General features: G+C 56.2%; 17 protein-coding genes, 1 other RNA gene and 1 pseudogene. 10 read left to right on the top strand and 9 right to left on the bottom strand.

Annotated elements, in window-relative coordinates; all coding sequences use genetic code 11:
* Window positions 1–44: 44 nt before the first annotated feature.
* The 5 genes from uvrB to ADN00_RS01235 all read right to left on the bottom strand — a co-directional run bounded on the left by uvrB (window position 45) and on the right by ADN00_RS01235 (window position 7,855).
* Window positions 45–2,099: an excinuclease ABC subunit UvrB gene (gene uvrB / locus ADN00_RS01255; protein ID WP_075061142.1), complete on the bottom strand. Its 2,055-nt coding sequence runs from the start codon at window positions 2,097–2,099 to the stop codon at window positions 45–47.
* Window positions 2,100–2,237: 138 nt separating this feature from the next.
* A complete protein-coding gene (locus ADN00_RS01250) occupies window positions 2,238–2,981 on the bottom strand; it encodes a YwaF family protein (RefSeq protein ID WP_075061141.1) in 744 nt (247 codons plus the stop codon).
* Between the two features lie 112 nt (window positions 2,982–3,093).
* Window positions 3,094–6,486 carry a transcription-repair coupling factor gene (gene mfd, locus ADN00_RS01245; protein ID WP_075061140.1) on the bottom strand — a complete coding sequence of 1,131 codons (3,393 nt, stop codon included), beginning with the start codon at window positions 6,484–6,486 and terminating at the stop codon, window positions 3,094–3,096.
* Window positions 6,479–7,111 carry an aminoacyl-tRNA hydrolase gene (gene pth, locus ADN00_RS01240; protein WP_075061139.1) on the bottom strand — a complete coding sequence of 211 codons (633 nt, stop codon included), beginning with the start codon at window positions 7,109–7,111 and terminating at the stop codon, window positions 6,479–6,481. Before pth ends, mfd begins: the two co-directional genes overlap by 8 nt.
* A 15-nt stretch (window positions 7,112–7,126) precedes the next feature.
* Entirely contained in the window at window positions 7,127–7,855 is a 729-nt protein-coding gene (locus ADN00_RS01235) for a hypothetical protein (RefSeq protein WP_152966211.1), read from the bottom strand.
* Between the two features lie 128 nt (window positions 7,856–7,983).
* Here ADN00_RS01235 and ADN00_RS01230 point away from each other — a divergent pair, with 128 nt between their 5' ends.
* Window positions 7,984–8,448 (top strand): hypothetical protein, encoded by a 465-nt coding sequence (locus ADN00_RS01230; RefSeq protein WP_075061137.1) that lies wholly within the window; start codon window positions 7,984–7,986, stop codon window positions 8,446–8,448.
* Window positions 8,449–8,505: 57 nt separating this feature from the next.
* Window positions 8,506–8,889, top strand: a complete 384-nt coding sequence (locus ADN00_RS01225) for a YtxH domain-containing protein (RefSeq protein ID WP_075061136.1) — start codon at window positions 8,506–8,508, stop codon at window positions 8,887–8,889.
* A 57-nt stretch (window positions 8,890–8,946) separates the two neighbouring features.
* Here the strand turns inward: ADN00_RS01225 and ADN00_RS01220 are convergent, their stop codons facing one another.
* Window positions 8,947–10,545 (bottom strand): NAD(P)H-hydrate dehydratase, encoded by a 1,599-nt coding sequence (locus ADN00_RS01220; RefSeq protein ID WP_075061135.1) that lies wholly within the window; start codon window positions 10,543–10,545, stop codon window positions 8,947–8,949.
* A gap of 116 nt (window positions 10,546–10,661) precedes the next feature.
* Here ADN00_RS01220 and ADN00_RS01215 point away from each other — a divergent pair, with 116 nt between their 5' ends.
* Together ADN00_RS01215 and ADN00_RS01210 are read left to right on the top strand one after the other, a co-directional pair.
* The gene (locus ADN00_RS01215) at window positions 10,662–12,218 is read left to right on the top strand and encodes a spermidine synthase (RefSeq protein WP_075061134.1); all 1,557 of its coding nucleotides are present in this window, start codon (window positions 10,662–10,664) and stop codon (window positions 12,216–12,218) included.
* Window positions 12,215–12,886 (top strand): TIGR01906 family membrane protein, encoded by a 672-nt coding sequence (locus ADN00_RS01210; RefSeq protein ID WP_075061133.1) that lies wholly within the window; start codon window positions 12,215–12,217, stop codon window positions 12,884–12,886. Before ADN00_RS01215 ends, ADN00_RS01210 begins: the two co-directional genes overlap by 4 nt.
* Window positions 12,887–12,963: 77 nt before the next feature.
* Here the strand turns inward: ADN00_RS01210 and gpmA are convergent, their stop codons facing one another.
* Window positions 12,964–13,713: a 2,3-diphosphoglycerate-dependent phosphoglycerate mutase gene (gene gpmA / locus ADN00_RS01205; RefSeq protein ID WP_075061132.1), complete on the bottom strand. Its 750-nt coding sequence runs from the start codon at window positions 13,711–13,713 to the stop codon at window positions 12,964–12,966.
* A gap of 85 nt (window positions 13,714–13,798) precedes the next feature.
* Window positions 13,799–14,907: pseudogene (locus ADN00_RS20500) on the bottom strand (ABC transporter ATP-binding protein).
* 553 nt (window positions 14,908–15,460) lie between these two features.
* Here ADN00_RS20500 and ADN00_RS01190 point away from each other — a divergent pair.
* From ADN00_RS01190 to ADN00_RS01170, 5 genes are all read left to right on the top strand, one after another.
* Window positions 15,461–16,774: a branched-chain amino acid ABC transporter substrate-binding protein gene (locus tag ADN00_RS01190; protein WP_160317448.1), complete on the top strand. Its 1,314-nt coding sequence runs from the start codon at window positions 15,461–15,463 to the stop codon at window positions 16,772–16,774.
* A 114-nt stretch (window positions 16,775–16,888) separates the two neighbouring features.
* Window positions 16,889–17,998 carry a branched-chain amino acid ABC transporter permease gene (locus ADN00_RS01185; RefSeq protein WP_201781127.1) on the top strand — a complete coding sequence of 370 codons (1,110 nt, stop codon included), beginning with the start codon at window positions 16,889–16,891 and terminating at the stop codon, window positions 17,996–17,998.
* Window positions 17,995–19,584 (top strand): branched-chain amino acid ABC transporter permease, encoded by a 1,590-nt coding sequence (locus tag ADN00_RS01180; protein WP_075061131.1) that lies wholly within the window; start codon window positions 17,995–17,997, stop codon window positions 19,582–19,584. Before ADN00_RS01185 ends, ADN00_RS01180 begins: the two co-directional genes overlap by 4 nt.
* Window positions 19,568–20,380 carry an ABC transporter ATP-binding protein gene (locus ADN00_RS01175; RefSeq protein ID WP_075061130.1) on the top strand — a complete coding sequence of 271 codons (813 nt, stop codon included), beginning with the start codon at window positions 19,568–19,570 and terminating at the stop codon, window positions 20,378–20,380. The genes ADN00_RS01180 and ADN00_RS01175 overlap by 17 nt, the downstream gene beginning before the upstream one ends.
* Complete coding sequence (locus tag ADN00_RS01170) at window positions 20,373–21,077, top strand: ABC transporter ATP-binding protein (RefSeq protein ID WP_075061155.1); 705 nt, start codon at window positions 20,373–20,375, stop codon at window positions 21,075–21,077. Before ADN00_RS01175 ends, ADN00_RS01170 begins: the two co-directional genes overlap by 8 nt.
* A 76-nt stretch (window positions 21,078–21,153) precedes the next feature.
* On the opposite strand, the gene ssrS is transcribed toward ADN00_RS01170, so the two are convergent.
* Window positions 21,154–21,329, bottom strand: a non-coding RNA gene (ssrS, locus tag ADN00_RS01165) — 6S RNA.
* A 98-nt stretch (window positions 21,330–21,427) separates the two neighbouring features.
* On the opposite strand from ssrS, the gene thpR reads away from it, so the two are divergent.
* A complete protein-coding gene (gene thpR / locus ADN00_RS01160) occupies window positions 21,428–22,030 on the top strand; it encodes an RNA 2',3'-cyclic phosphodiesterase (protein ID WP_075061129.1) in 603 nt (200 codons plus the stop codon).
* The last annotated feature ends 2 nt before the right edge of the window (window positions 22,031–22,032 follow it).

Below are 22,032 nucleotides of genomic sequence, written 5' to 3'. Positions count from 1 at the left end.
ATGAGTTCACCCATCCTCCGCATCGGAGTGATGGGTCGCAATACCTAACTAAACTTTACTTCACCCGCCAGAAGCTTGGCCTTTTGCCACGGCGGCAGCTTCGATTCTTCCGCGAGCAAAGCGCGCATCTCGTAAATCTGGTCGCGGAGGGCTGCCGCGCGCTCAAATTCCAGATCTGCCGCAGCCTGCTTCATCGAAGAGGTCAGCTCTTCAATAATCCGTTCCAATTCCTTCACCGGCAGACTGGCGGCTTTCTTCGATCCGTATTCCGCCTGCGGTTCAGCCACCATCGACTCGACCGGCGCGCTCAGGCGGCTGGTGATGTCATAAATTTGTTTGACGATGCTCACCGGCTGAATACCGTGGGCTTCATTGTAGGCGATCTGCTTGGCACGGCGGCGTTCGGTCTCTTCCATCGCGCGCTTCATCGAATCGGTGATCTTGTCGGCGTACATGATGACCTTGCCGTTCACATTGCGCGCCGCCCGCCCCACCGTCTGGATCAGGGCCGTATCCGAGCGTAAAAACCCTTCTTTATCCGCGTCTAAAATCGCGACCAGCGATACCTCCGGCAGGTCCAGACCCTCGCGCAGCAAATTGATGCCCACAATCACATCAAACACGCCCCGGCGCAAATCCCGCAGAATGCCCACCCGCTCCATCGTGTCCACTTCGGAGTGAAGGTAGTGAACCTTTATACCCAACTCCATCATATAATCGGAAAGATCTTCGGCCATGCGCTTGGTCAGCGTGGTCACCAGCACGCGCTCTCCGCGTTCTGCGCGCGCGTAGATTTCCTTCACCAGGTCGTCCACCTGGCCCTTCGAGGGTCGCACGTCAATCTCCGGGTCCACCAGACCAGTGGGACGAATGACCTGGTCCACCACCTGCTCGGCGTGCCCCATCTCGTATGGCCCGGGCGTGGCTGAGGTGTAGATGGTGTAGCCCATGCGCGCCTCAAATTCATCAAAGGTCAATGGGCGGTTGTCGATGGCCGATGGCAGGCGAAAACCGTAATCCACCAGTGTCTGTTTGCGCGAGCGGTCGCCGTGGTGCATGCCGCGAATCTGCGGCACGGTCATGTGGCTCTCGTCCAGCACCAGAAGATAATCGCTGGGCAGGTAATCCATCAACGTCCAGGGCGCGGTGCCGGGCGCGCGCTGGTCGAGATGCCGTGAATAATTCTCAATCCCGCTGCAGTAGCCTACTTCCTTCATCATTTCCAGGTCATAGCGCGTGCGCTGCTCAATGCGCTGCGCTTCCAGGTACTGCTCATTCTGTTTGAAGAGCCGGACCCGCTCTTCCAGCTCGCGCTCAATATCTTCCAGCGCGGCTTTCATGCGCGTGTCTTCAGCAATGTAATGCTTGGCCGGGTAAATATCCACCGCATCCGGGCGCTCAAAGATTTCCCCCGTCACCGGGCTGAAGGCCAGAATCGCCTCCACCTCATCACCAAAGAACGAGATGCGGTAGGCGCGTTTCTCTTCGTAAGCCGGGAAGACTTCCAGCACGTCTCCGCGCACGCGGAACACGCCCGGTTTCAAGTCGAAATCGTTGCGCTGGTACTGGCTTTCGATCAACTGCCGCAGCAGCGCATTGCGCCGGTAGATTTTGCCCACCTCCAGGTTGACCACCACCTTGCCGTACGCGCTCGGGTCGCCCAGGCCGTAAATACACGAAACCGAGGCAACAATGATGACATCTTTGCGCGACATCAACGCCGCCGTTGCCGCCAGTCGCAGACGGTCAATCTCCTCGTTGATATCGGTCTCTTTCTCAATATATAGGTCATGCCGCGGCACATAGGCTTCTGGCTGGTAGTAATCGTAATAAGAGACAAAATACTCCACCGAATTTTCAGGGAAGAATTCCTTAAACTCCGCGTAGAGCTGCGCCGCCAGGGTTTTGTTGTGTGCCATCACCAGCGCCGGCATCTGCATTTGCTGGATGATATTGGCAATCGTGAAGGTTTTGCCCGTGCCCGTCGCCCCCAGCAGCACCTGGTGGCGTTTATCGTCGCGAATCCCCTGCACCAGTTTCTCAATCGCCTCCGGTTGATCGCCAGTCGGTTGATAAGGAGCGTGTAATTTAAATTCCATCGTTAACCTACATTTCTCACAAGGGTAAGCTTGTGGGTGTTCCTTGATCCATTCATACCAATCGGATTCTACCTAAAATCGAACATTTTTTTCAATCTATTTTAACGCAACAGAGTAAAAGGATTCCACACCGGCGTTTCACAGGACCGCGCCGGGGACTTTTTTCTGCCGCGCGCCGCGGATGGCCCACGGCAGGTACAGCAGCAAGCACAGCCCAATCCCAATGCCTTCCATCCACAGCAGGTACCAGGGATGCGGTCCCAGGTAATCCAACAGACTGGGTGTGGGCAGCTTGCCCTGCGTGTACAGATAATTGCTGCCAATCTGCGCGTTCACCCAGGCGCAAAACACCCAATACAGGTTCGTCACCAGAATCACCCAGGGCAGCGAGCGCAGCCTCGGCCGGAAGCCCTCCACCGCCGTCATGTACACCACCGCCACAATCAGCAATCCGTGCAGGGTGAAGAACTCGATAAAGCGGAAGTGGGGAAATCCATACTGCATCAGGTCCGGGGTAAGCAGCGCCATCACCGCCCCCAGCACCCCCATTGAATAGGCCCATTGGTAATAGCGGTCGCTGCGCCAGACCAGCAGCAGCGGCATGCTCCAGGAGGTAACACTGCACAACCACAGCGGCAACATCCCCTGAATGCTCCACTCGCCAATCGCCCACATCCACACCTGCCAGGAGCCTTCGCACAGATAAATCAGCGCCAGCAGACCCCAGCGCGTGGCTGCTTTGGCGCGCCCATTCCAGTACCCGCGAAACAGGATGATCAACAGGCAAACCAGGCCCACCAGTCCCAACGCGGCCAGGTGCTGCCGACCGAAGAGCACAAAAGCCCCACCCGCATAATCGCGCGCGAAAAAATCGCTAATCATAAAGAAATTGTACTCAACTTAACCGTTGGAATAAGCCGGCGCGCAGGGGAAAGTTGCTGCGCTGCCGCACCGCTTATCATATTCTAATCATGGATTTTGGAAATCGAAGCGATTAGCGGTGATTTTCCGCGATGGTGTCCAGCGTCTCCATCAACCGCGCTTGCCAGTCCCCGTCCAGGTCCACTGGCAGCCAATAGGCATTTTTGCCCGCCCGCGCCCCGCCGGGGATCACCGGCAGGTCCCGGCTGGTTACCCCTTTGGGCAGCGGCGGGTAGCGCATCACAATCTGCCCGCTCTCCACCATCACCGAAGCCAGCCCAATCCGCTCGCCCAGCAGCTTGACGCGCATCTGAAACACCAGGTTGGCCACACTCTCCGGCAGAGGCCCAAAGCGGTCGGCAAACTCTTCTTCCAGCGCCGCCAGCTCGACCTCATTTTGCATATCCGCCAGGCGCCGGTATATTTTCAGGCGCATGTTCTGGTCGGGCACATACTCCACCGGAATGCCCACCGAGAAGGGCAGTTCCACATTCACGGGGATGGGCGCACCGCGCAGCATCGCTGCCTCCACGCCGGGCATCTCCATCCCGCCCACCTTCTTCAGCTCCTGCACCGCCTGGGCCAGCAGGCGCGTATACAGGTGAAAACCCACTGCGGCGATATAGCCATGCTGGCGGCTGCCCAACAGCTCGCCCGCCCCGCGCATCTCCAGGTCGCGCATGGCGATCGAATAGCCCGCCCCCAACTGCGAGTTCTCGGCGATGATCTCCAGCCGCTCCAGACCCTCTTCGGTGGGCATCTTCTTGCGATGCCGGAAGAAATACGCATACGCCCGCTGCGCCCCGCGGCCCACGCGCCCGCGAAGCTGATAAAGCTGCGCCAGCCCAAAGGTATCGGCGCGGTCGAGAATCAAGGTGTTGGCGTTGGGAATATCCAGTCCCGACTCAATAATCGAAGTGCATAACAAAACATCCACCTCACCCTGGCTGAACTGGTCCATCACCTTCGCCAGTTGCTCTTCGGGCATTTGCCCGTGCGCCACCCCCACCCGCGCCTCCGGCACCAGGTGATGCAAATGCGTCTCCATCGCCCAGATGGTGTGCACGCGGTTATGCACAAAAAAGACCTGCCCGCCGCGTTCCAGCTCGCGCAGCACCGCCTGGCGCACCAGGCGCGGTGAATACGGCCCAATATGCGTTACCACCGGCAGGCGCTCTTCGGGTGGGGTGTTGATGGTTGAAATATCGCGGATGCCGGTCAACGCCATGTACAGCGTGCGCGGGATCGGCGTAGCCGTCAGGGTCAGCACATCCACTTCTGAGCGCAGCTTTTTGAGATGCTCTTTATGCGTTACCCCAAAACGCTGCTCTTCATCAATGATCACCAGCCCCAAGTCTTTGAACTTCACATCTGGCTGCACCAGGCGATGAGTGCCGATGACAATATCCAGCTTGCCCTCGCCCAACCGGCGGATGATCTGATCCTGCTCTTTGGGCTTGCGGAAGCGTGAGAGCATCTCCAACTCGACTGGAAAAGGAGCCAGGCGGCGGCGAAAGGTCTCATAGTGCTGCTGCGCCAGCACGGTGGTTGGCACCAGCAAAGCCACCTGTTTGCCGTCCATCACGGCTTTGAACGCCGCTCGCAGGGCTACTTCGGTTTTTCCATAGCCAACATCACCGCACAGCAGGCGGTCCATCGGGCGGCGCATTTCCATGTCGCGCTTCACCGCTCGAATCGCCTCCAACTGGTCATCGGTCTCCACATACGGGAAGCTGGCTTCCAACTCTTGCTGCCAGGGCGTGTCTTCGCGGAAAGCGTATCCCACCGCCAGCTGCCGGCGAGCGTACAGATCCAGCATCTCCTGGGCCACCTCGGCCACCGCCTCGCGCACTTTTTGGCGCGTGTTCGACCATTCCGGCGTGCCCAGGCGCGTTGGCCGGGGGGCATCACCCTCGGCGCCGACGTAACGGCTCAGCCGGTCTGCCTGGTGCACCGGCACATACAGCATATCCCCAGCGTCATACTCAATTGCCAGGTATTCGCGCTCCGACCCCTCAAAAGAGTGCCGCACCAGTCCGCTGAAGCGCCCGATGCCAAAGTCAATATGTACCACCCAATCGCCGGCTTTGAGGTCCGCGTAGAGCGCTTCCGGCGCTTCCGCAGCGGCGGCCCGTTTCTGACGCGGTTTGGGCCGCTCCCAGCCAAAGATTTCGCTGTCCGTCAGCAGATAAACGCGCTTGCCGTCGGCTTTCTCCAGCGTCCAACCGGCGGTCAACGTGCCTTCCTGAAAAACAGGCTGAACGGGTAATTGAGCGTGCCGCTCCACATCCGACCATAGTTCCTTTAAGCGCGGGGTCTGCCGGCTGACAATGGTGATCATCTGCCTTGCGTGGCAAATTTCGGCCAGCGCGTCCATCAACACCTTTAACCGTCCTCCGTAGCGCTCTCCCGGTGTGAATGCGTCTCCCAATCGCCGCTCGCCAACAGCCGCGGCCGCCGAGCGGCCCATATCCAGCCAGCGGTGGCGGTCTAATGTATCGCGAATTTCCGACCAGGAAACGTATGGAATGGGAAAGTCTGCCGGCAGGGTACCCTCGGCAATCGACTCTTCCCGCAGGCGCACCGCCTGTTCCTCCACCTCGGTGGCTGCTGCCGAGAATTGATCCAGGTCATCCACCAGGATCAACGCATCCGGGGGCAAATAATCCAGCAGAGTTGCCGCCGCCGGGTGCGCCACTGGAATATAAAATTCATTTAATTCTTCATCGGCAGCTTCCACACCGGTTACCCGCCCAGGCAGCAGCTCGCGCGCCGGGCAAATCAGCAGTTGATTGAGGGTCTGGCGGGTGCGCTGGGTGGCCGGATCAAACTGGCGGATGGTCTCCACTTCGTCGCCAAAAAAGTCAAAACGCGCCGGGTATTCTTCTGATGGCGGCCAGATATCCAGCAGACCGCCGCGCCGGGCGAACTGCCCCGGCTTGACCACAATTTCCGTCGGCTGGTAGCCCAGTTCTACCCAATGACGCAGCAGCACGTCGGGCTGTTGCACCTGCCCAATTTTGACCACTTTGGACGCCAGAATGAAATCTCTGCGCGGCATGGTGCGCGTCATCACCGCCCGCAGCGGGGCCACTATCACCGGCGCAGAGTTGGGCTTTTCCACACCGCGCATCTGCCGCGCCGCCAGGCGCGTGAGCGTCTGAATGCGGTCCCGGCGCACCAGGTCGCCCCAGGCGGCTTGCTCGTAAAACAGCGGCGTTGGCTCAGGGAAGTTGGATACACTGGTGCCGCTGGCCCAAAAGCTCAGCTCGTCCAGCGCGGTGATGGCCTGATCAGCACGGCTGGTGATATACAGGATCGGGCAAGCCAGGTCGTGATGCAGCGCCGAAAGCACCACCAGGCGCGCCGCGCGCGGCAGTCCCAGCGCAGGCTGGTGCCGGACGCCCTCAGCAAATTGCTGAATCAACGCCTGATAGGCAGGCAGGGATTGGATCGATTCAATCAACCTTGTCCACTCCGGGCAGTCCCCCATTGAATAAATTCATGGCCGGGTTCAGGCCTTTTTCCACAAACATCACCGCCGCGTCCGCCGCGCGGTCTAATACCATTTTCAGAACCTCCTGGTCGCCCGCGCAAAAATCTTGCAGCACATAGGCGGCCGCGTCCATCTGTCCGGGCGGGCGGCCAATTCCCAGGCGCAAGCGCGGGAATTGCTGCGTTCCCAGCAGTTGGATAATCGAACCTACCCCCTTCTGGCCGCCCGGCCCGCCCCCGGGGCGGATGCGCAGCGTGCCAAAGGGGATATCCAGGTCGTCATGCGCGACCAGTAAGTTTTCCAGCGGCACCTTGTAGAACTTGAGCAGCGGCGCCACGGCCTGCCCCGACAGATTCATAAAGGTTTGCGGTTTGGCTAACAATATCTTGCGCCCGCCCTGATTGGTGCTCGCGACCAGTGCTTTGTTCTGCATGCGGCTCATACGCACGCCCCATTGTTCACACAGGCGGTCAATCAGCATGAATCCAATATTGTGGCGGTTTTCTTTATACTCGCGGCCAGGGTTGCCCAGCCCAACCAATAAAAAGGGCGCATCAGGGTTCTGGATGAGAGTCTCACTCAATGCAGGCGGCATACGAACAGTTCCTCATTAATAACGTCTTGAAAGGGAGCGAAAGAACAGATACACTCCCACCACAATGAACAAAACCAGCACAATCACCACTCCCCATGTCATTGAATACATCAGGGCGGGCGGCGAGACCTCGGCCGGGTTGGCTGGCAGCGGGGTAAGCGAAGGCGCGATCACGACCTCCGCCTGAGGTGTCTCCAGGGTCACCGCGGACCCCTCGACTGGCGCGGTGGGGGTGGCGGTCTCAATGGGCGTGTAATTGCGCACCCGCAGGCCACTGACCACACTCTCCACGCTGCGCCCGTCTTGTAAAGCGACCTTTACCCGTAAGGAATACGCACCATCCTCAATGCCCGTTGTATCCCACACCGTGATGGTCCCATCTTCAATCGGGTAATCCAGGGCGGCAATCAAGAACCAGTTGGCATCCTCACCGTTTTCGTATGAAAACGCTATCTCCGCCGACTGAAAGCCGGTTACATTCGTGCTGCCGATAACGGCCACCTGCCCCTGTACGGCCTGACCGGGCTGGGGTTGGGTGATCTTGGGCCGGGCCAGCGTGTCAGGGCTGCCCCACCCCAAGAACAGCAAAGAAAAAATGGATAGACTGAAAAGCAATTCTTTTAACATGGCAACATTTAAGTCTACTGGCCAATCCCATTTTTCGCAAGATCGTGTTTTGAAGAAAGCTGATGTTGCCCAGCCTAAAGCCCAAAAACTGCCTTTACCCGTACAACCATTTGCCACAGGCGTTTCCTTTTCATAAAATAGAATAAATGCGATATAAATCCAAATAAATCGTCGCTTCTCTGTTGTATAATTAAGATTGAAATTAGAAACCCGCTTGAAAAAGACCAAAGAAAAGACAAACCGTTATGGAAGAAACCAAAGAAATTGTCCCAGCCCAGCAGACCGCTCCCCCGCAGCCTGAAAACCCGGAGGCAGAACTGCCTGCCGAATCCAACCGCGGAAAAGTCATCCTGGTGGTTCTGGGCATTGTTTTGTTGGTTGGGTTGACCGTCGCCGGAATCGTTACCTTGTTCGATGTGGGCGCCGAAAAAACCAGCCACATCCGCGACGTCTTCATCATCTTCATGGCCCTTGAATCGTTGATCATTGGCGCGGCGCTCGTTATTCTGATCGTTCAACTTTCCATCCTGATCAACCTGCTGCAAAATGAGATTAAACCCATCATCGATTCCACCAGCGAGACGGTCAACACCATTCGGGGAACGGCATCCTTTATCAGCGATAATCTATCCGAGCCGGTGATTAAACTCAATGAGTATGTGGCCTACATCAGCAAATTCGTAGAGATCCTCCGGCCCAAAAAGAAATAGAAGAACCAGTATCCAACGATCTATAATTTGTAAGGACAATGAAAGGAGTTAATAACCATGTCTGATCGCGATGAATTTGGCGCCTTTTTGATTGGATTTATCGTTGGCGGCCTGACCGGTGCGGTCACCGCCTTGTTGCTCGCCCCGCAGTCGGGTGAAGAAACCAGGGAGTTGATCAAAGAAAAGGCCATCGAGATTTCTGATAAGGCCTCTCAGAATCTGGACGAAGCCTACTCACAGGCCGAAGCAGCCACCGCCGAAGCCCGCAAAAAATTAGAAGAACTGGCCAAAACCGCCAAAGAATACGCCCAAGATGTCCAATCGCAGGGCCAGGTTTTGTTAGAAGAGCAAAAAGCCAAATTGGGTAAAGTGCTCAAGACCAAAGAAGGCACGGAATCCAGCCCGGCTGAGCCCGAAGCGCCGGCCGAATCGGCCGCCTGATAGCAACCCATGATCAAAAAAAAGCCCAGTTCAATGCTGACTGGGCTTTTTTTTCCTTTACAGTTCGCTCAACACATCGGCGATGGCTTCAACCACATCGCCAGCCAAAACCGACGCGCTGTGCCCCACCTTTTCCGCCGCCAGCAGCCCGGCCTGCGCGTGGATCCACGCCCCCGCAGCCGCGGCCTCAAACGCGCCCACGCCCTGCGCCCGCAACCCGGTGATCATGCCCGCCAGCACATCTCCCGTACCCGCGCGCGCCAGCGCCGGGCTGGCTACCGGGATCACGCCCAGGCGCCCGCCAGGCTCAGCGATCACGGTCAGCGCGCCTTTCAACACCACCACCTGCCCCCACCGCTCCGCCATTTCGCGCGCGATTTCCATGCGTTCCTTCTGAACTTCCGCCACCGGCAGCCCGCTCAGAATGGACATTTCGCCGGGGTGTGGGGTAAGGATGCTGTTGGCAGGCAGCTTCTTCCACCAGTCCTCCATTTTTGCCAGCAGCTTCAGCCCATCGGCATCGACCACCAGCGGAGGCAAACGCCCGCCCATTTCTTCTTTTTCCTTCACGCCTTGCGCGCCAACAAACCCAATTGCCACGCGGCGGCTGTGCGAGGCCGGGTGAAGCAGCGTCTTCAAGAACTGCCCGGTAGCTTCCTCCTGGCCAAAACCAGAACCCAGCAGCAAAGCCGTTGCCCGATTAAGGTTTTGAAGCACCACCCCGGCCGCGTCTTCAGAAATAACGCCCATTTCTTCCGGTAGAATCAACCAGGTTGCCTCCGGCAGCTGCCCGGCCAGACTGCGCTGTAAAGCCGCGATTGTGCCGCAGGTAACCAGGCCGCTTCCAATCCGATAAGCCGCCCGCGCGGCCAGCAGCGCCGCCCCCGGATAATTGACCGAACCGGCCACAATCACCGCCGTCCCAAAGGTACCTTTGTGCGCGTCCAGCCGCCGCTCGGGCAACCAACCGCGCGCCAGGTCCGCGTCGATGACCATCTGGCGCTGATTTGCGTCCTCAGGCACGCCAATCGCCACGGTAACAATTTCTCCACACAACTCAAAAGCCGGAAAAGTCATCAAACCGGTTTTCACCGCTTCCATGCACACGGTCAACTCGGCTTGCAGCGTCTCGGGGGCGGCTTCACCGCTGGCGCAGTCTACCCCGGAAGGGCAGTCAACTGCCACCACATGCGGCAGCATGCCGCTTTTTTTCACGTCCCGCAGTAATTCCGCCGCTTCTTTCCGCAGCGGCAAGCGGATGCCCGTTCCCAGGACGCCATCCATCAGCACCGTCGCGGAATGCAGCCAGGCGTTAAGCTGCTCGCGCCGTGGGTCTTCAGCGCCGATGACCACCTCGCCGCCCGCCTCGAGTAGACCTTTCACCAGTCTGTCGCCGTCCTCGCGCGGGCTTGCCAGGTAAGCCCTGGCCTCCCACCCCGCTTCCGCCAGGCGCGTCAGCGCCACCAGAGCATCTCCACCATTGTTGCCCGAACCCACCAGTCCCACAGCGGCCGTATCACCAATCTCGCCGTAGCGCGATAAGATCACCTCCGCCAGACCGCTGCCGGCATTTTCTATCATCGTTTCATAACGCATGCCCTTGGCATTGGCATCAGCTTCCAACGCGCGGATTTCATCCACAGTTAACAGTTTCATCTCTGCCTCTTTATGATCGTTGTAAACGTATTATAGTCTTTATTCCCGGAGTTCATTCGCCACCGTTACGGTATAATGAGGAGACAAATTCACCAGAACCAAACGAGAATCAGGACATGCGAAAAACTCTTACCATTGCGGTATTCTTCTCTGGCATGGCATCGCTGGGCATTGAGATGGCCGCCTCGCGTCTGTTGGGCAACGTGTTCGGCACCAGCAACCTGGTGTGGGCCAGCATTATCGGTCTCATTCTGATCTACCTGGCTGTCGGCTATTTCATCGGCGGCCGCTGGGCAGACCGTTCTCCGCACATGGAAACCTTTTTCAAAATTCTCACCTGGGCCGCGATTTCGACCGCCGTGGTTCCCGTCCTTTCCCGGCCCGTGTTGCGCCTGGCCGCCAACGCCTTTGATCAACTCCAACTGGGTATCCTGCTGGGATCTTTCACCTCGGTGCTTATCCTGCTGGTGATTCCCATGATTCTTCTGGGTACCGCTTCTCCCTTCGCCATCCGCCTGGCCGTGCATGATTCAGCGAACATCGGCCAGACCTCTGGACGGATTTACGCCATTTCCACCCTGGGTTCCTTTATCGGCACCTTCCTGCCCGTGCTGCTGCTCATTCCCACCCTGGGCACTTACCGCACATTCCTGTTTTTCAGCGGCATCTTGCTCGTGGTGGGGCTGACCGGCCTCTATCTCCACGCTGGCGCGCGGAAGATTCTACCCTTCCTATGGGCGCCCTTGCTGATCATCTTCTTGTGGGTGTGGGGATTACCCGGCGGCGCCAAAAACACGCCCGGCATGGTCTACGAAACTGAATCGGCCTATAACTACATTCAAGTGCTGGAGTATGATGGCTACCATTATTTGCGCCTCAATGAAGGCCAGGGTGTGCACTCTGTTTACCATCCCACTGAACTGAATTATTATGGACCCTGGGAACAGGTGCTGGTGGCGCCTTTTTTTAACCCCGCCCCGGTAAACACCGCGGATATCCGCAGTCTGGCGATTGTCGGCCTGGCAGCCGGCACCACCGCCCGTCAGGCATCCATTGTTTACCCCAATATTCACATCGACGGCATTGAAATCGACCCTAAAATTGTTGAAGTCGGCCGTAAATATTTTGACATGAATCAGCCCAACCTGAACGTGATCGTTCAGGACGGGCGCTGGGCGCTGGCCCACAGCGACCAGCAGTACCAGATCATCAGCATCGACGCCTACCGCCCTCCCTACATTCCCGCGCACCTCACCTCTCAGGAGTTCTTTACCACCGTGCGCGAGCATCTCACCGCTGACGGGGTAATGGTAATCAATGTCGGCCGCGGCCCCGATGACCGCCGTCTGATCGACGCCCTCTCCACCACCATCCTGACGGTTTTTCCCACCATTCACATCGTCGATATTCCCGGCAGCTTTAATTCGATTCTGTTTGCCACCGTTCAGCCGACTGCACCCGAAAACCTGGCAGCCAATTACCTCAACCTCATCCAGCAAGACTCGTCGGCCAATCCCCTTTTGCTGCGTTCCATCGAGGTGGCAGCAGCCCAGCTTCAGCCCCAGCCGCAAGTCAGCCTCGTTTTTACGGATGATAAAGCCCCCATCGAATGGATGACCAACAATATGGTGATTCAATTCTTACTATCGGGCAATAAGGAAATGCTGCAATGAAACATTATCCCGCGTTCTTGAGTTGGACCATCGCGCTGACCATCCCTTTCTTTCTCATCATGCTCGGCGTGCGCCTGCTGATGACCCCGCTCTTTTTGCAGTTTGAATACAATCTGCGCCCCGGCTTCCCTGCGGACCCTTACGGATTCACCACCGCTGACCGCCTGCGCTGGGGCGGCCTGTCCGTTGAATACCTGATCAATGACGCCGACCTCTCCTTTCTTGCAGACCAAGAATTGGAGCCCGGCATTCCCCTCTATAACGAGCGCGAATTGAGCCACATGTTGGATGTGAAAGTGCTTGTCCAGCAAGCTAGCAAAATCTGGTATCTGCAAATGGGCACCTTCATTATCCTGGGCATTTGGGCCTGGAAAGCCCGCTGGCTGGCCGATTACCTGCGCGGATTTTCTCGCGGAGGCTGGCTGACCATTGGCCTGATCATTACTGCCCTGGTGTTTGTCCTCACCAGTTTCAATGCCCTCTTCACCGCCTTTCACCAACTCTTCTTCACCGGCGATACCTGGCTCTTTCTCTACACCGACAGCCTGATCCGCCTCTTTCCCCTCATGTTCTGGCAAGACGCGTTCATTCTGGTGGGCGTGATCTGCCTGGGGGGCGGGTTGCTCTTTGGCCGCCTGGGGCAGCGCTGGGCAGTTCGCGCGCGGTAGCCGATCTTCCTTTTTCACCGTTCCTTCAGAATCAAAAAAACGCGCCGGTTCCCCGGCGCGTTTTTGTACTTTCTTCCTTATTTCTTGGCTTTGCCCTGATTCGCCACCGCCTGCATCGCGGCTTCCACCGCGGCCTGGTCGCCCAGGTAATAATGGCGGATGGGTTTCAGGTCATCATCCAGCTCATACACCAGCGGAATGCCGGTGGGGATATTCAACGAGACAATCTCCTCATCCGGAATATTGTCCAGGTACTTCACCAGCGCGCGCAAACTGTTGCCGTGCGCGGCAATCAACACTTTCTTGCCCGATTTGATCACCGGCGCGATGGTCTCGTGCCACAGCGGCAGGAAGCGCGCCACGGTGTCTTTCAGGCATTCGGTCAGCGGAAGTTCTTCTTCCGTCAGGTCCGCATAGCGCGGATCGTGGCCGGGGTAGCGTTCGTCGCTCTTCTCCAGCTTGGGCGGTTGAATATCATAGCTGCGCCGCCAGATCAAAACCTGCTCATCGCCAAATTTCGCCGCCGTTTCGGCCTTGTTTAAGCCTTGCAAGGCGCCGTAGTGACGTTCATTCAAACGCCAGTTACGTACCACCGGAATCCACATCAAGTCCATTCCATCCAAGGTCAGCCAGAGGGTGCGAATCGCGCGTTTCAAAACCGACGTGTAAGCGATGTCAAACGTGAACCCTTCTTTCTTCAGCAATTCGCCGGCTCGCTTGGCTTCTTCAATGCCCTTTTCCGAAAGGTCAACATCCGTCCAACCGGTGAAGCGGTTTTGCTTGTTCCAGTCACTTTCTCCATGCCGCAGTAAGACCAGTTTAATCATCCGAACCTCCTCGAGTATTGACAGAATTGTAGCGCAAGAGGCTCTCTTGCGCTACATTGATTATACTGAAAAATCAGGAAATCGTTTAGCGGACTGCGACCGGATTTTCGCGGTCAACCGACGGGTCGAAAATGTGCATGTTTTCCATGTTGAAGACCACCTGCACTTTTTCGTCGATTTCGTAGCGCGAGCGCGGGTCTACACGGGCGACAAAATTGTTATTGCCTGCCACCAGGTAAACATAAATCTCATTACCCATCAACTCGGTTACATCCACTTTGGCTTCCACCGGGGCGGCAACCACACCAGCCGGAGTGTACATAGGGTTGTGAATATCTTCGGGGCGAATGCCGAACACCACTTCTTTGTCCACATAGGGCATATACAGCTCTTTGCGGTCATCCGGAATTTTCACCGCGAAGGTTTCGCCATCCACCATCAGCGCGTCGCCGTCTTTGCGGATTTTGGCGGGGAAGAAGTTCATCGCCGGAGAGCCAATGAAGCCAGCCACAAACAGATTCGCGGGCTTATCATACAACTGCTGCGGGGTATCCAACTGCTGAAGAATACCTTTGTTCATCACCGCGATGCGAGTCGCCATTGTCATGGCTTCCGTCTGGTCGTGGGTAACATAGATAAAGGTGGTTTGCAGGCGTTGATGCAGCTTGCTGATCTCGGCGCGGGTCTGAACGCGAAGTTTGGCATCCAGGTTCGACAGCGGCTCATCAAACAAGAACACTTTCGGGTTACGCACAATCGCGCGGCCTACAGCCACACGCTGGCGCTGACCACCGGAAAGCTCGCGCGGTTTTCGCTTCAGCAGTTGTTCAATGCCCAGAATCTTGGCCGCTTCCATGACGCGGTTATTGATTTCTTCTTTCGGCATCTTGCGCAGCTTCAAACCAAACGCCATATTGTCATACACCGTCATGTGCGGGTACAACGCGTACGACTGGAACACCATTGCGATATCGCGATCTTTGGGCGCCACGTCATTTACCACCCGGTCACCAATCACCACTTCGCCGCTGGTCACTTCTTCCAAGCCAGGCAGCGCAGCGCCGTGGTTTTACCGCAGCCCGAAGGCCCAACCAACACCAGGAACTCTTTATCTTCGATCTCCAGGTTCAAATTGTGCAGCGCGGTAAAATCACCGAACTTCTTTACAACATCTTTGTAGAATACACTTGCCATACAAACCTCCTATCTGAACGAGTATAGTGACTAAATTATATATGAGGAAATCATTAAAAGCAAATAAAAAAAGCATATCCAACTATGACATCCTTCTCGCTTTTTTTTCACGGCTTTTCTGCTTCGGGAAAAACTTGTTAACTCAAAAAAATAAAAATGTTAACACATTGTTAATACTATCTATTGACAAACGTTCCGTTGGATTATAATATATTCAGAACGGTTTTACTTTTCCCCAACTGATACCAAAATAACCACAAAGAAGACATCGCAAACGTTTGGCCCGGAGCTGGCCAGACTCAGGTAGACCCACATTATCCATTACCCGTATTCAGTAGGAACTGTCTGCTCTTTTCCCAAAGATGACCGACAATTGACCGACTGATGGATCAGCAGATTGCGAAAGTCAATGTTGAATCACATCAGGCGCGGCAGCTTATAAAAGAGCATTGGGGATATATAGACATAACTTACTTTCATGTGTGTTTTATCCACGAACCCGTGGTTGAACAAAATGCCCAAATTTCAAATCTTTCACTTAGGAGAAAAGAAGATGAAATTCAGTAAGTTCTTTTATGTCGTAGTGCTGCTCGCGATGGTGTTGGCTGCCTGTACGCCCGCCCAACCCGCGACCGAAGCACCGGCTGCAGAAGCCCCTGCGGCCACCGAAGCCCCGGCAGCAACCGAAGCCCCGGCAGCAACCGAAGCTCCCGCTGCAGAAGCTCCCGCCGCCGCTGGCGAACCCGAAGTCTGCACCACCGATGCCTACGGCTGCGCGGTTATCCCCTCGGGAACCACCATCAAGATCGGTATGGGCGGCCCCATGATCGGCGACTACTCCATGTTCGGCATCGACATCAGCCAGGGCACGATGGTTGCCTTGAGCGAGCACGAAGGCCTGAACGGCTCTGCGTACGAGCTGGTTGCCCTGGATACCGGCGGCGCTCCCGAAGCTGGCGCTGCGGTTGCCAACAAACTGGTTACCGACCCGACCGTGGTTGCCATTGCCGGCCACATTTTCTCGGGCGAAACCGATGCGGCCATGCCCATCTACGAAAAAGCTGGCCTGCCCATGCTTTCCCCCTCGGCCACCAACCCTCCGCTGACCCAGCAGGGTAACAAATCCTTCAACCGTATCGCTTTCACCGACGCGACCCAGGCAAAATACGCCGCGGATATGCTCTTCACAGATATGGGCTTCACCAAGATCGCCACAATCCATGACGGTTCCACCTACGGCAAAGGCCTGGCCGATGAAGTTGCCAAAGTCTTCACTGAATTAGGCGGCGAAGTTGTGGCTTCTGAAGCCATCAACCCCGGCGAAGCCGATTACTCCTCCACCCTCTCTGCTATCGCCTCCAAAGGTCCCGAAGCGGTTTACTTTGGCGGTTACGCGGCTGAAGCCATTGTGATGGTCAATCAATGGAACCAGGCTGGCTTGACGGGCGTTCAGTTCTTCGGTTGTGACGGCACCTACGGTGTTGAATTCACCGACAAGACCGGCCCCAATGGCGAAGGCGCCATCGCCGTCTCCCTCGTTCCCCCCGACTCACCCGAGAAAACCGCTTTCGATACCAAATACAAAGAAATGTTCGGTCTCGAAGCTGGCGAGCTCTCGCCCTTCACCTGGTCAGCCTATGATGTTGGCAGCGCCCTGGTTTACGCCATCGAGAGTGTAGCTGTAGTCAGCGATGACGGCAACACCTACATCCCGCGCGGCGCTCTGATGGATGCCGTCCGCGGCTTGAAAGACTTCACCGGTCTGACTGGCCTGATCTCTTGCGACGAAGTTGGCGAATGTAACGCTTCTGGCCCCACCTTCTACTCTGTGCAAGATGGAAAATGGGCGCCCTACTCCGCCGAATAATCGTCTGAACCCATAAATAGCTTTTCCGGTGGGAAAGGGGAGTTTACCCTTTCCCACCAATTCGTGAGATTTCACCAGAAATCCCGCTCAGAATCCTGAACACAGGAAGACTTTATGAATGCATTAGAAAAAAAACCATTGACGCTCAATATCTCCCCGAATCTGGGTCGAATCATACGCACGATCATTGGTGTCGCAGTTCTCGCCTGGATGGCCGTCCGGTTTTACAACGTCTTGACCGTTGATCCCTTTGGCGCCGATGTTTGGACCCGCATCGCCATTTCAGGTCTGATTCTAGGCGGTATGTATGCCCTGATCGCCATTGGGTATACCCTTGTTTATGGTATCCTTTTCATGATCAACTTTGCCCACGGCGAAGTGATGATGATCGGATCCTTTGGCGGTTATTTCGCCTTTGAAATTCTCAAAAACATTCCCATGCCCACCGAAGCCGATCCCAAGCTAACCTTCATCAATGCCCAACCGGTGTTATCCATCATTATTGCGTTTTTAATCGGCATGTCGCTGGCTTCGATGTCGGGCTACTTCCTGGAAAAAATCGCCTACCGACCATTACGAGGAGCGCCCCGCCTGGTGCCGTTGATCAGCGCGATTGGCGCGTCCATTTTCTTGCAGAACGCTGCCCAACTGTTATTTGGCCCCCAGCGCCGCGATTACTCTAACCCCGATTTGCTTTGGCGCGGTTCCGGATGGACCGTTGAAATTGCCGGCAGCCCGGTCATCATCACCTACACCGGTGTTTTTTCCTTTGTGCTTTCCATTCTGCTCATGGTTGGCCTTTACATGCTGGTACAGCGCACCAAACTGGGCCGTGCCATGCGCGCCGTTGCTCAGGATAAAAAGACAGCCGCCCTGATGGGCATCAACGTCAATCAGATCATCAGCCAGACCTTCATTATTAGCGGCGCGCTGGCGGGCGCTGCCGGTGTAATGTGGGGTATTCATAACGGCCTGATCAACCACTATGTCGGGTTCATCCCTGGCATCAAAGCCTTCACCGCCGCTGTGCTGGGCGGTATTGGCAACATCCCTGGCGCGATGGTCGGCGGGCTAACCCTGGGCATCCTCGAAACGCTGGGGCCTGCCGCATTAGGAATTGACTTCCAACTCAAAGACGTCATCGCTTTTTCCATTCTTGTATTGGTGCTCATCTTCCGGCCTTCGGGCATTTTGGGTGAAGCCCTCTCGGAGGAGAAACTATGAAAACCAAAACAACGTCTCCCCTTCAGAACGGTCTGCAAGCCGGCGTGATCTTCGCTATCCTGAATATCTTCTTCATGCTGACCGGCTTCAATGAAACGGCCGGCAACCTGGTCGGCCGCCTGTTAAACAATCAGGTTCCCAATCAAATGCCAGCCACCATCAACCTGGTTGTCTTCATGGCGCTGATGGGCCTGTGGTGCGGCAGCATGGCTGCCAAAAAACCGGAAGAAGGCGAGCGAGACCAGTTTACCAACGCCATCCTCGCTGGCTTGATCGCGGGTATTGTCGCCGGGCTGCTGACCGCGGTCTTCACCTACATCACCGGCAACATCAACGCCGCCACGGATATGCGAAATTACTTGCCAGAAATGGCCCCGAATTACGTCAATTACTATCTGTTTAACCAGCCAATTCTGACCGGTTCTCTGTACAACTTTGCCTTGATGGTCGGTGGTTCGCTGCTGGGCAGCCTGCTCGCGCGTGGCGTTGGCCGCAGTGCCTGGCGCGCCAAACTCAATGAGAATGTCAAGGCCTCGGCTCAGAATGTAACCAAATCATCAGGCTTTGAGCGCCTACTCAACAGCAAGTACAGCCGATACGCTATGATCGCCCTTCTGGCGGCGGTACTCATCCTGCTGCCCCGCGAGTGGGGTCCCTATTGGAACTACCTGATGGGTACTGTGGGTATTTACATTCTGTTGGGCGTTGGCCTGAACATCATCGTTGGTCTCTCTGGCCAGTTGGTACTGGGCTATGTCGCTTTCTTTGGCATCGGCGCCTACACCTTTGGCCTGCTCACCTCACCGCAGCCGCACGCCATTATGATGAACTTCTGGCTGGCGCTCATTGCCGGAATTGCTCTGGCCGCGGTAACCGGTATCTTGCTCGGCCTGCCGATCATGAACCTGCGCGGTGACTACCTGGCCATTGTTACCCTGGGCTTTGGCGAAATCATCCGCATTCTGCTCAAAGCCGACTTGTTGGAATGGTTTACTGCCGGTCCCAAAGGCCTGCGCAGCCTGGCGCAGCCTACCCTGTTTGGAAAACCGTTTTCATCCGATGTTGATTATATGTATCTCATCATCATCGCGGTGATCATCTCCATTTTTGTTGCCAACCGCATCGAAAAATCGCGGGTTGGGCGCGCATGGCTCTCCATTCGCGAAGACGCCACCGTCGCCCAGGCAACCGGTGTCAACAACTTCCGCTACAAACTGCTGGCGCTGGCCATCGGCGCGGCTTTTGCGGGTCTGGCTGGCGCGCTCTTTGCCTCGCGCAACCAGTTCACCGGTCCCGAAGACCATATTCTCATGGTCTCCATCAACGTTCTTTGTCTGGTAATTGTCGGCGGCATGGGCAGCATTCCGGGCATCATTCTGGGCTCTTTCGTACTGAAAGGCCTGCCTGAAATTCTGCGCGAATTTGAGGCCTACCGCATGCTGGCCTTTGGCGCCCTCCTGGTCGTGATGATGATCCTCCGCCCTGAAGGGTTGTTACCTTCTTCCCGGCCCCAGCTAGAGTTGTTCAAACCAGATAGCCAAGCAAAAACTTCAGAAGAGGTGGTGGAAGATGCAGCCCATTCTTGAAACCCATCAACTAACCAAAATCTTTGGGGGTCTCACCGCCGTTGATAGTGTTGACCTGACTGTTCCCAAGGAAACCATCGCCAGCATCATCGGCCCCAACGGCGCAGGGAAAACGACCTTTTTCAACTGCACCTCGGGCTACTATAAACCCGAAAAAGGCGAGGTCATTTTTGATGGCAAGGTGATTAACCGGCTCTCAACCGATCAAATCACCCATCTCGGCATTTCACGCACCTACCAGAACATCCGTCTCTTCGCGAATATGACCGCCATCGAAAACGTCATGATCGGCCATCACTGCCGCCTGAAATCCTCCTGGCTCGACGCGGTGCTGCACACCCCGCGCTTCGCGCGAGAAGAGCGTGAATCCATTCAGGAAGGCCGCCGACTGCTGAAATATGTGGGGTTAGAGGGGCTGGGAGACAACCTGGCTCGCAACCTTCCTTACGGCGCACAACGCCGCCTGGAAATTGCCCGGGCGCTGGCCAGCGAACCCAAGCTGCTGCTGCTCGACGAGCCTACCGCCGGCATGAACCCGCAGGAAACAGCCGAAATGACCACCTTTATCCGCAGCCTGCGCGATTCCCTGGGCATCACCATTTTGTTGATTGAACACGACATGAACGTGGTTATGGGCATTTCCGACCAGATTTCTGTGCTGGATTTTGGCACCAAGATCGCCGAAGGAACGCCCAAAGAAATTCAATCCAATCCGCGTGTCATCGAAGCCTACCTGGGGCCTGGCGGAGCAGCGCTATCCGAAAAATTCTCACGGAAAAAACACCATGATGCTTGAAGTCAACGACCTTAACGTATACTACGGCGCGATTCACGCCCTCAAGGGCATCAGTTTTCACCTTGAAGAGGGTGAAATTGTGGCGCTGATCGGCTCGAATGGCGCGGGGAAAAGCTCAACACTTAACACCATTTCAGGGCTGCTGCGCTCCCGAACCGGCGAGATTAAATTCCAGGGCGAGAATATCTCTGAGACCCCGCCCGACGAGATCGTTCGGCGCGGCATTATTCAGGTGCCCGAAGGCCGGCGCATTTTTGCCCCGCTGACAGTGACCGAAAACCTGGAAATGGGCGCGTACATCCACAACGACCGCGTGCAGATTGAGCAAGACATGGAAGAAATGTTCAACCGCTTCCCCCGCTTGCGAGAGCGCCGCAAACAGACCGGTGGAACGCTCTCTGGCGGCGAACAGCAAATGCTGGCCATCGCGCGCGGGTTGATGGCTCGCCCCAAATTGCTGCTGCTGGACGAACCCTCGATGGGTTTGGCGCCCCTGCTGGTGGAACAGATTTTTGAAATTATCCAAGACATCAACAAACGCGGCACCAGCATTCTGCTGGTGGAGCAAAACGCTCAAATGGCTCTTTCCATTGCAGACCGCGGTTATGTGCTGGAGACAGGCAAGATCATCCTGGAAGATTCCGCAGACGCACTGCTGGAGAACCCGCTGGTGATCAACGCATATCTCGGCGGCTAACCGCCAGGAATTCCCGGGTAGTGAATTAAACGAGAAAAGTGACCGGGGTCATTATCACGGTCACTTTTTTCTAAAAAAGGTCCCCACCATGCGGTGTGCTGCGGAGTTTTGAACCTGCTTTCGCAGGTGGGTCCCGACCCAACAGATCTGCCTTGGCCGAAGCCTATCGCATCACGGTTGTGAGATAAAGACCCTTTTAGTAAGTGTTGGCCCAAAACCGGTTATGCGGCATCACCAGCACAGCAGGGTATTACACTTATACCATAAACTCAAAAAACTGCAAAGAGGATTCAAATCCTCCAACCTGTCAATATTGTCAACCATTCTTTGCCCAGATAAGAAAGTGTTGTATGGAAGCCATCCGTTCTTTCATCGCCATTCACCTGCCCGAAGAAATCCGCGTACAGCTAGAGCGCATCATCACTCAGCTGAAAGCGGGCTGTCCCAGTGCCTCGGTGCGCTGGGTACAATCACAAAATATTCACTTAACCCTGAAGTTTCTCGGTGATATCTCCCCGAAAAATCTGAAAATATTAACCGACCTTCTCGAATCTGAAACCGCGAAACACACCATATTTGAATTCAATGTGAGTCAATTGGGCGCGTTCCCCAATCCACAGCGACCCAGCGTCATATGGGTGGGTGTCGAGTCCAATGACGCTTTGCTCCACCTCCAACACCGCATTGATGTGGAAACCCAGCGTCTCGGTTACGCCAGCGAAGCCCGCAAGTTTTCGCCGCATCTCACCCTGGGCCGCATCTCCCGTTCCGCATCAACAGCCGACATTCGCCAAATCGCGGAAACGTTGGCGGCGGTCAAGATTGGCAGCCTTGGGAAAGTCCGTGCCGAAAAAGTGCATTTGTTCCGCAGCGATCTCAAACCCGGCGGAGCTGTCTACACCCCCCTTTATGTCGCCCCCCTTTCCTCTGGCGAATATTTGCAGACGCGCTAACC

The sequence above is a fragment of the Ornatilinea apprima genome (assembly GCF_001306115.1).
Taxonomy (GTDB): Bacteria; Chloroflexota; Anaerolineae; order Anaerolineales; family Anaerolineaceae; genus Ornatilinea; species Ornatilinea apprima.
This window is presented reverse-complemented; position numbering and strand designations above follow the sequence as displayed.

What these genes read in the sequence shown, in the direction of transcription:
- ADN00_RS01180 (WP_075061131.1), top strand. Translation starts at nt 17,995, where the DNA reads ATGAAAACCAAAACAACGTCTCCCCTTCAGAACGGTCTGCAAGCCGGC.
- uvrB (WP_075061142.1), bottom strand. Translation starts at nt 2,099, where the DNA reads ATGGAATTTAAATTACACGCTCCTTATCAACCGACTGGCGATCAACCG.
- ADN00_RS01210 (WP_075061133.1), top strand. Translation starts at nt 12,215, where the DNA reads ATGAAACATTATCCCGCGTTCTTGAGTTGGACCATCGCGCTGACCATC.
- pth (WP_075061139.1), bottom strand. Translation starts at nt 7,111, where the DNA reads ATGCCGCCTGCATTGAGTGAGACTCTCATCCAGAACCCTGATGCGCCC.
- ADN00_RS01190 (WP_160317448.1), top strand. Translation starts at nt 15,461, where the DNA reads ATGAAATTCAGTAAGTTCTTTTATGTCGTAGTGCTGCTCGCGATGGTG.
- thpR (WP_075061129.1), top strand. Translation starts at nt 21,428, where the DNA reads ATGGAAGCCATCCGTTCTTTCATCGCCATTCACCTGCCCGAAGAAATC.
- ADN00_RS01185 (WP_201781127.1), top strand. Translation starts at nt 16,889, where the DNA reads ATGAATGCATTAGAAAAAAAACCATTGACGCTCAATATCTCCCCGAAT.
- ADN00_RS01250 (WP_075061141.1), bottom strand. Translation starts at nt 2,981, where the DNA reads ATGATTAGCGATTTTTTCGCGCGCGATTATGCGGGTGGGGCTTTTGTG.
- ADN00_RS01230 (WP_075061137.1), top strand. Translation starts at nt 7,984, where the DNA reads ATGGAAGAAACCAAAGAAATTGTCCCAGCCCAGCAGACCGCTCCCCCG.
- ADN00_RS01175 (WP_075061130.1), top strand. Translation starts at nt 19,568, where the DNA reads ATGCAGCCCATTCTTGAAACCCATCAACTAACCAAAATCTTTGGGGGT.
- gpmA (WP_075061132.1), bottom strand. Translation starts at nt 13,713, where the DNA reads ATGATTAAACTGGTCTTACTGCGGCATGGAGAAAGTGACTGGAACAAG.
- ADN00_RS01170 (WP_075061155.1), top strand. Translation starts at nt 20,373, where the DNA reads ATGCTTGAAGTCAACGACCTTAACGTATACTACGGCGCGATTCACGCC.
- ADN00_RS01225 (WP_075061136.1), top strand. Translation starts at nt 8,506, where the DNA reads ATGTCTGATCGCGATGAATTTGGCGCCTTTTTGATTGGATTTATCGTT.
- ADN00_RS01215 (WP_075061134.1), top strand. Translation starts at nt 10,662, where the DNA reads ATGCGAAAAACTCTTACCATTGCGGTATTCTTCTCTGGCATGGCATCG.
- ADN00_RS01220 (WP_075061135.1), bottom strand. Translation starts at nt 10,545, where the DNA reads ATGAAACTGTTAACTGTGGATGAAATCCGCGCGTTGGAAGCTGATGCC.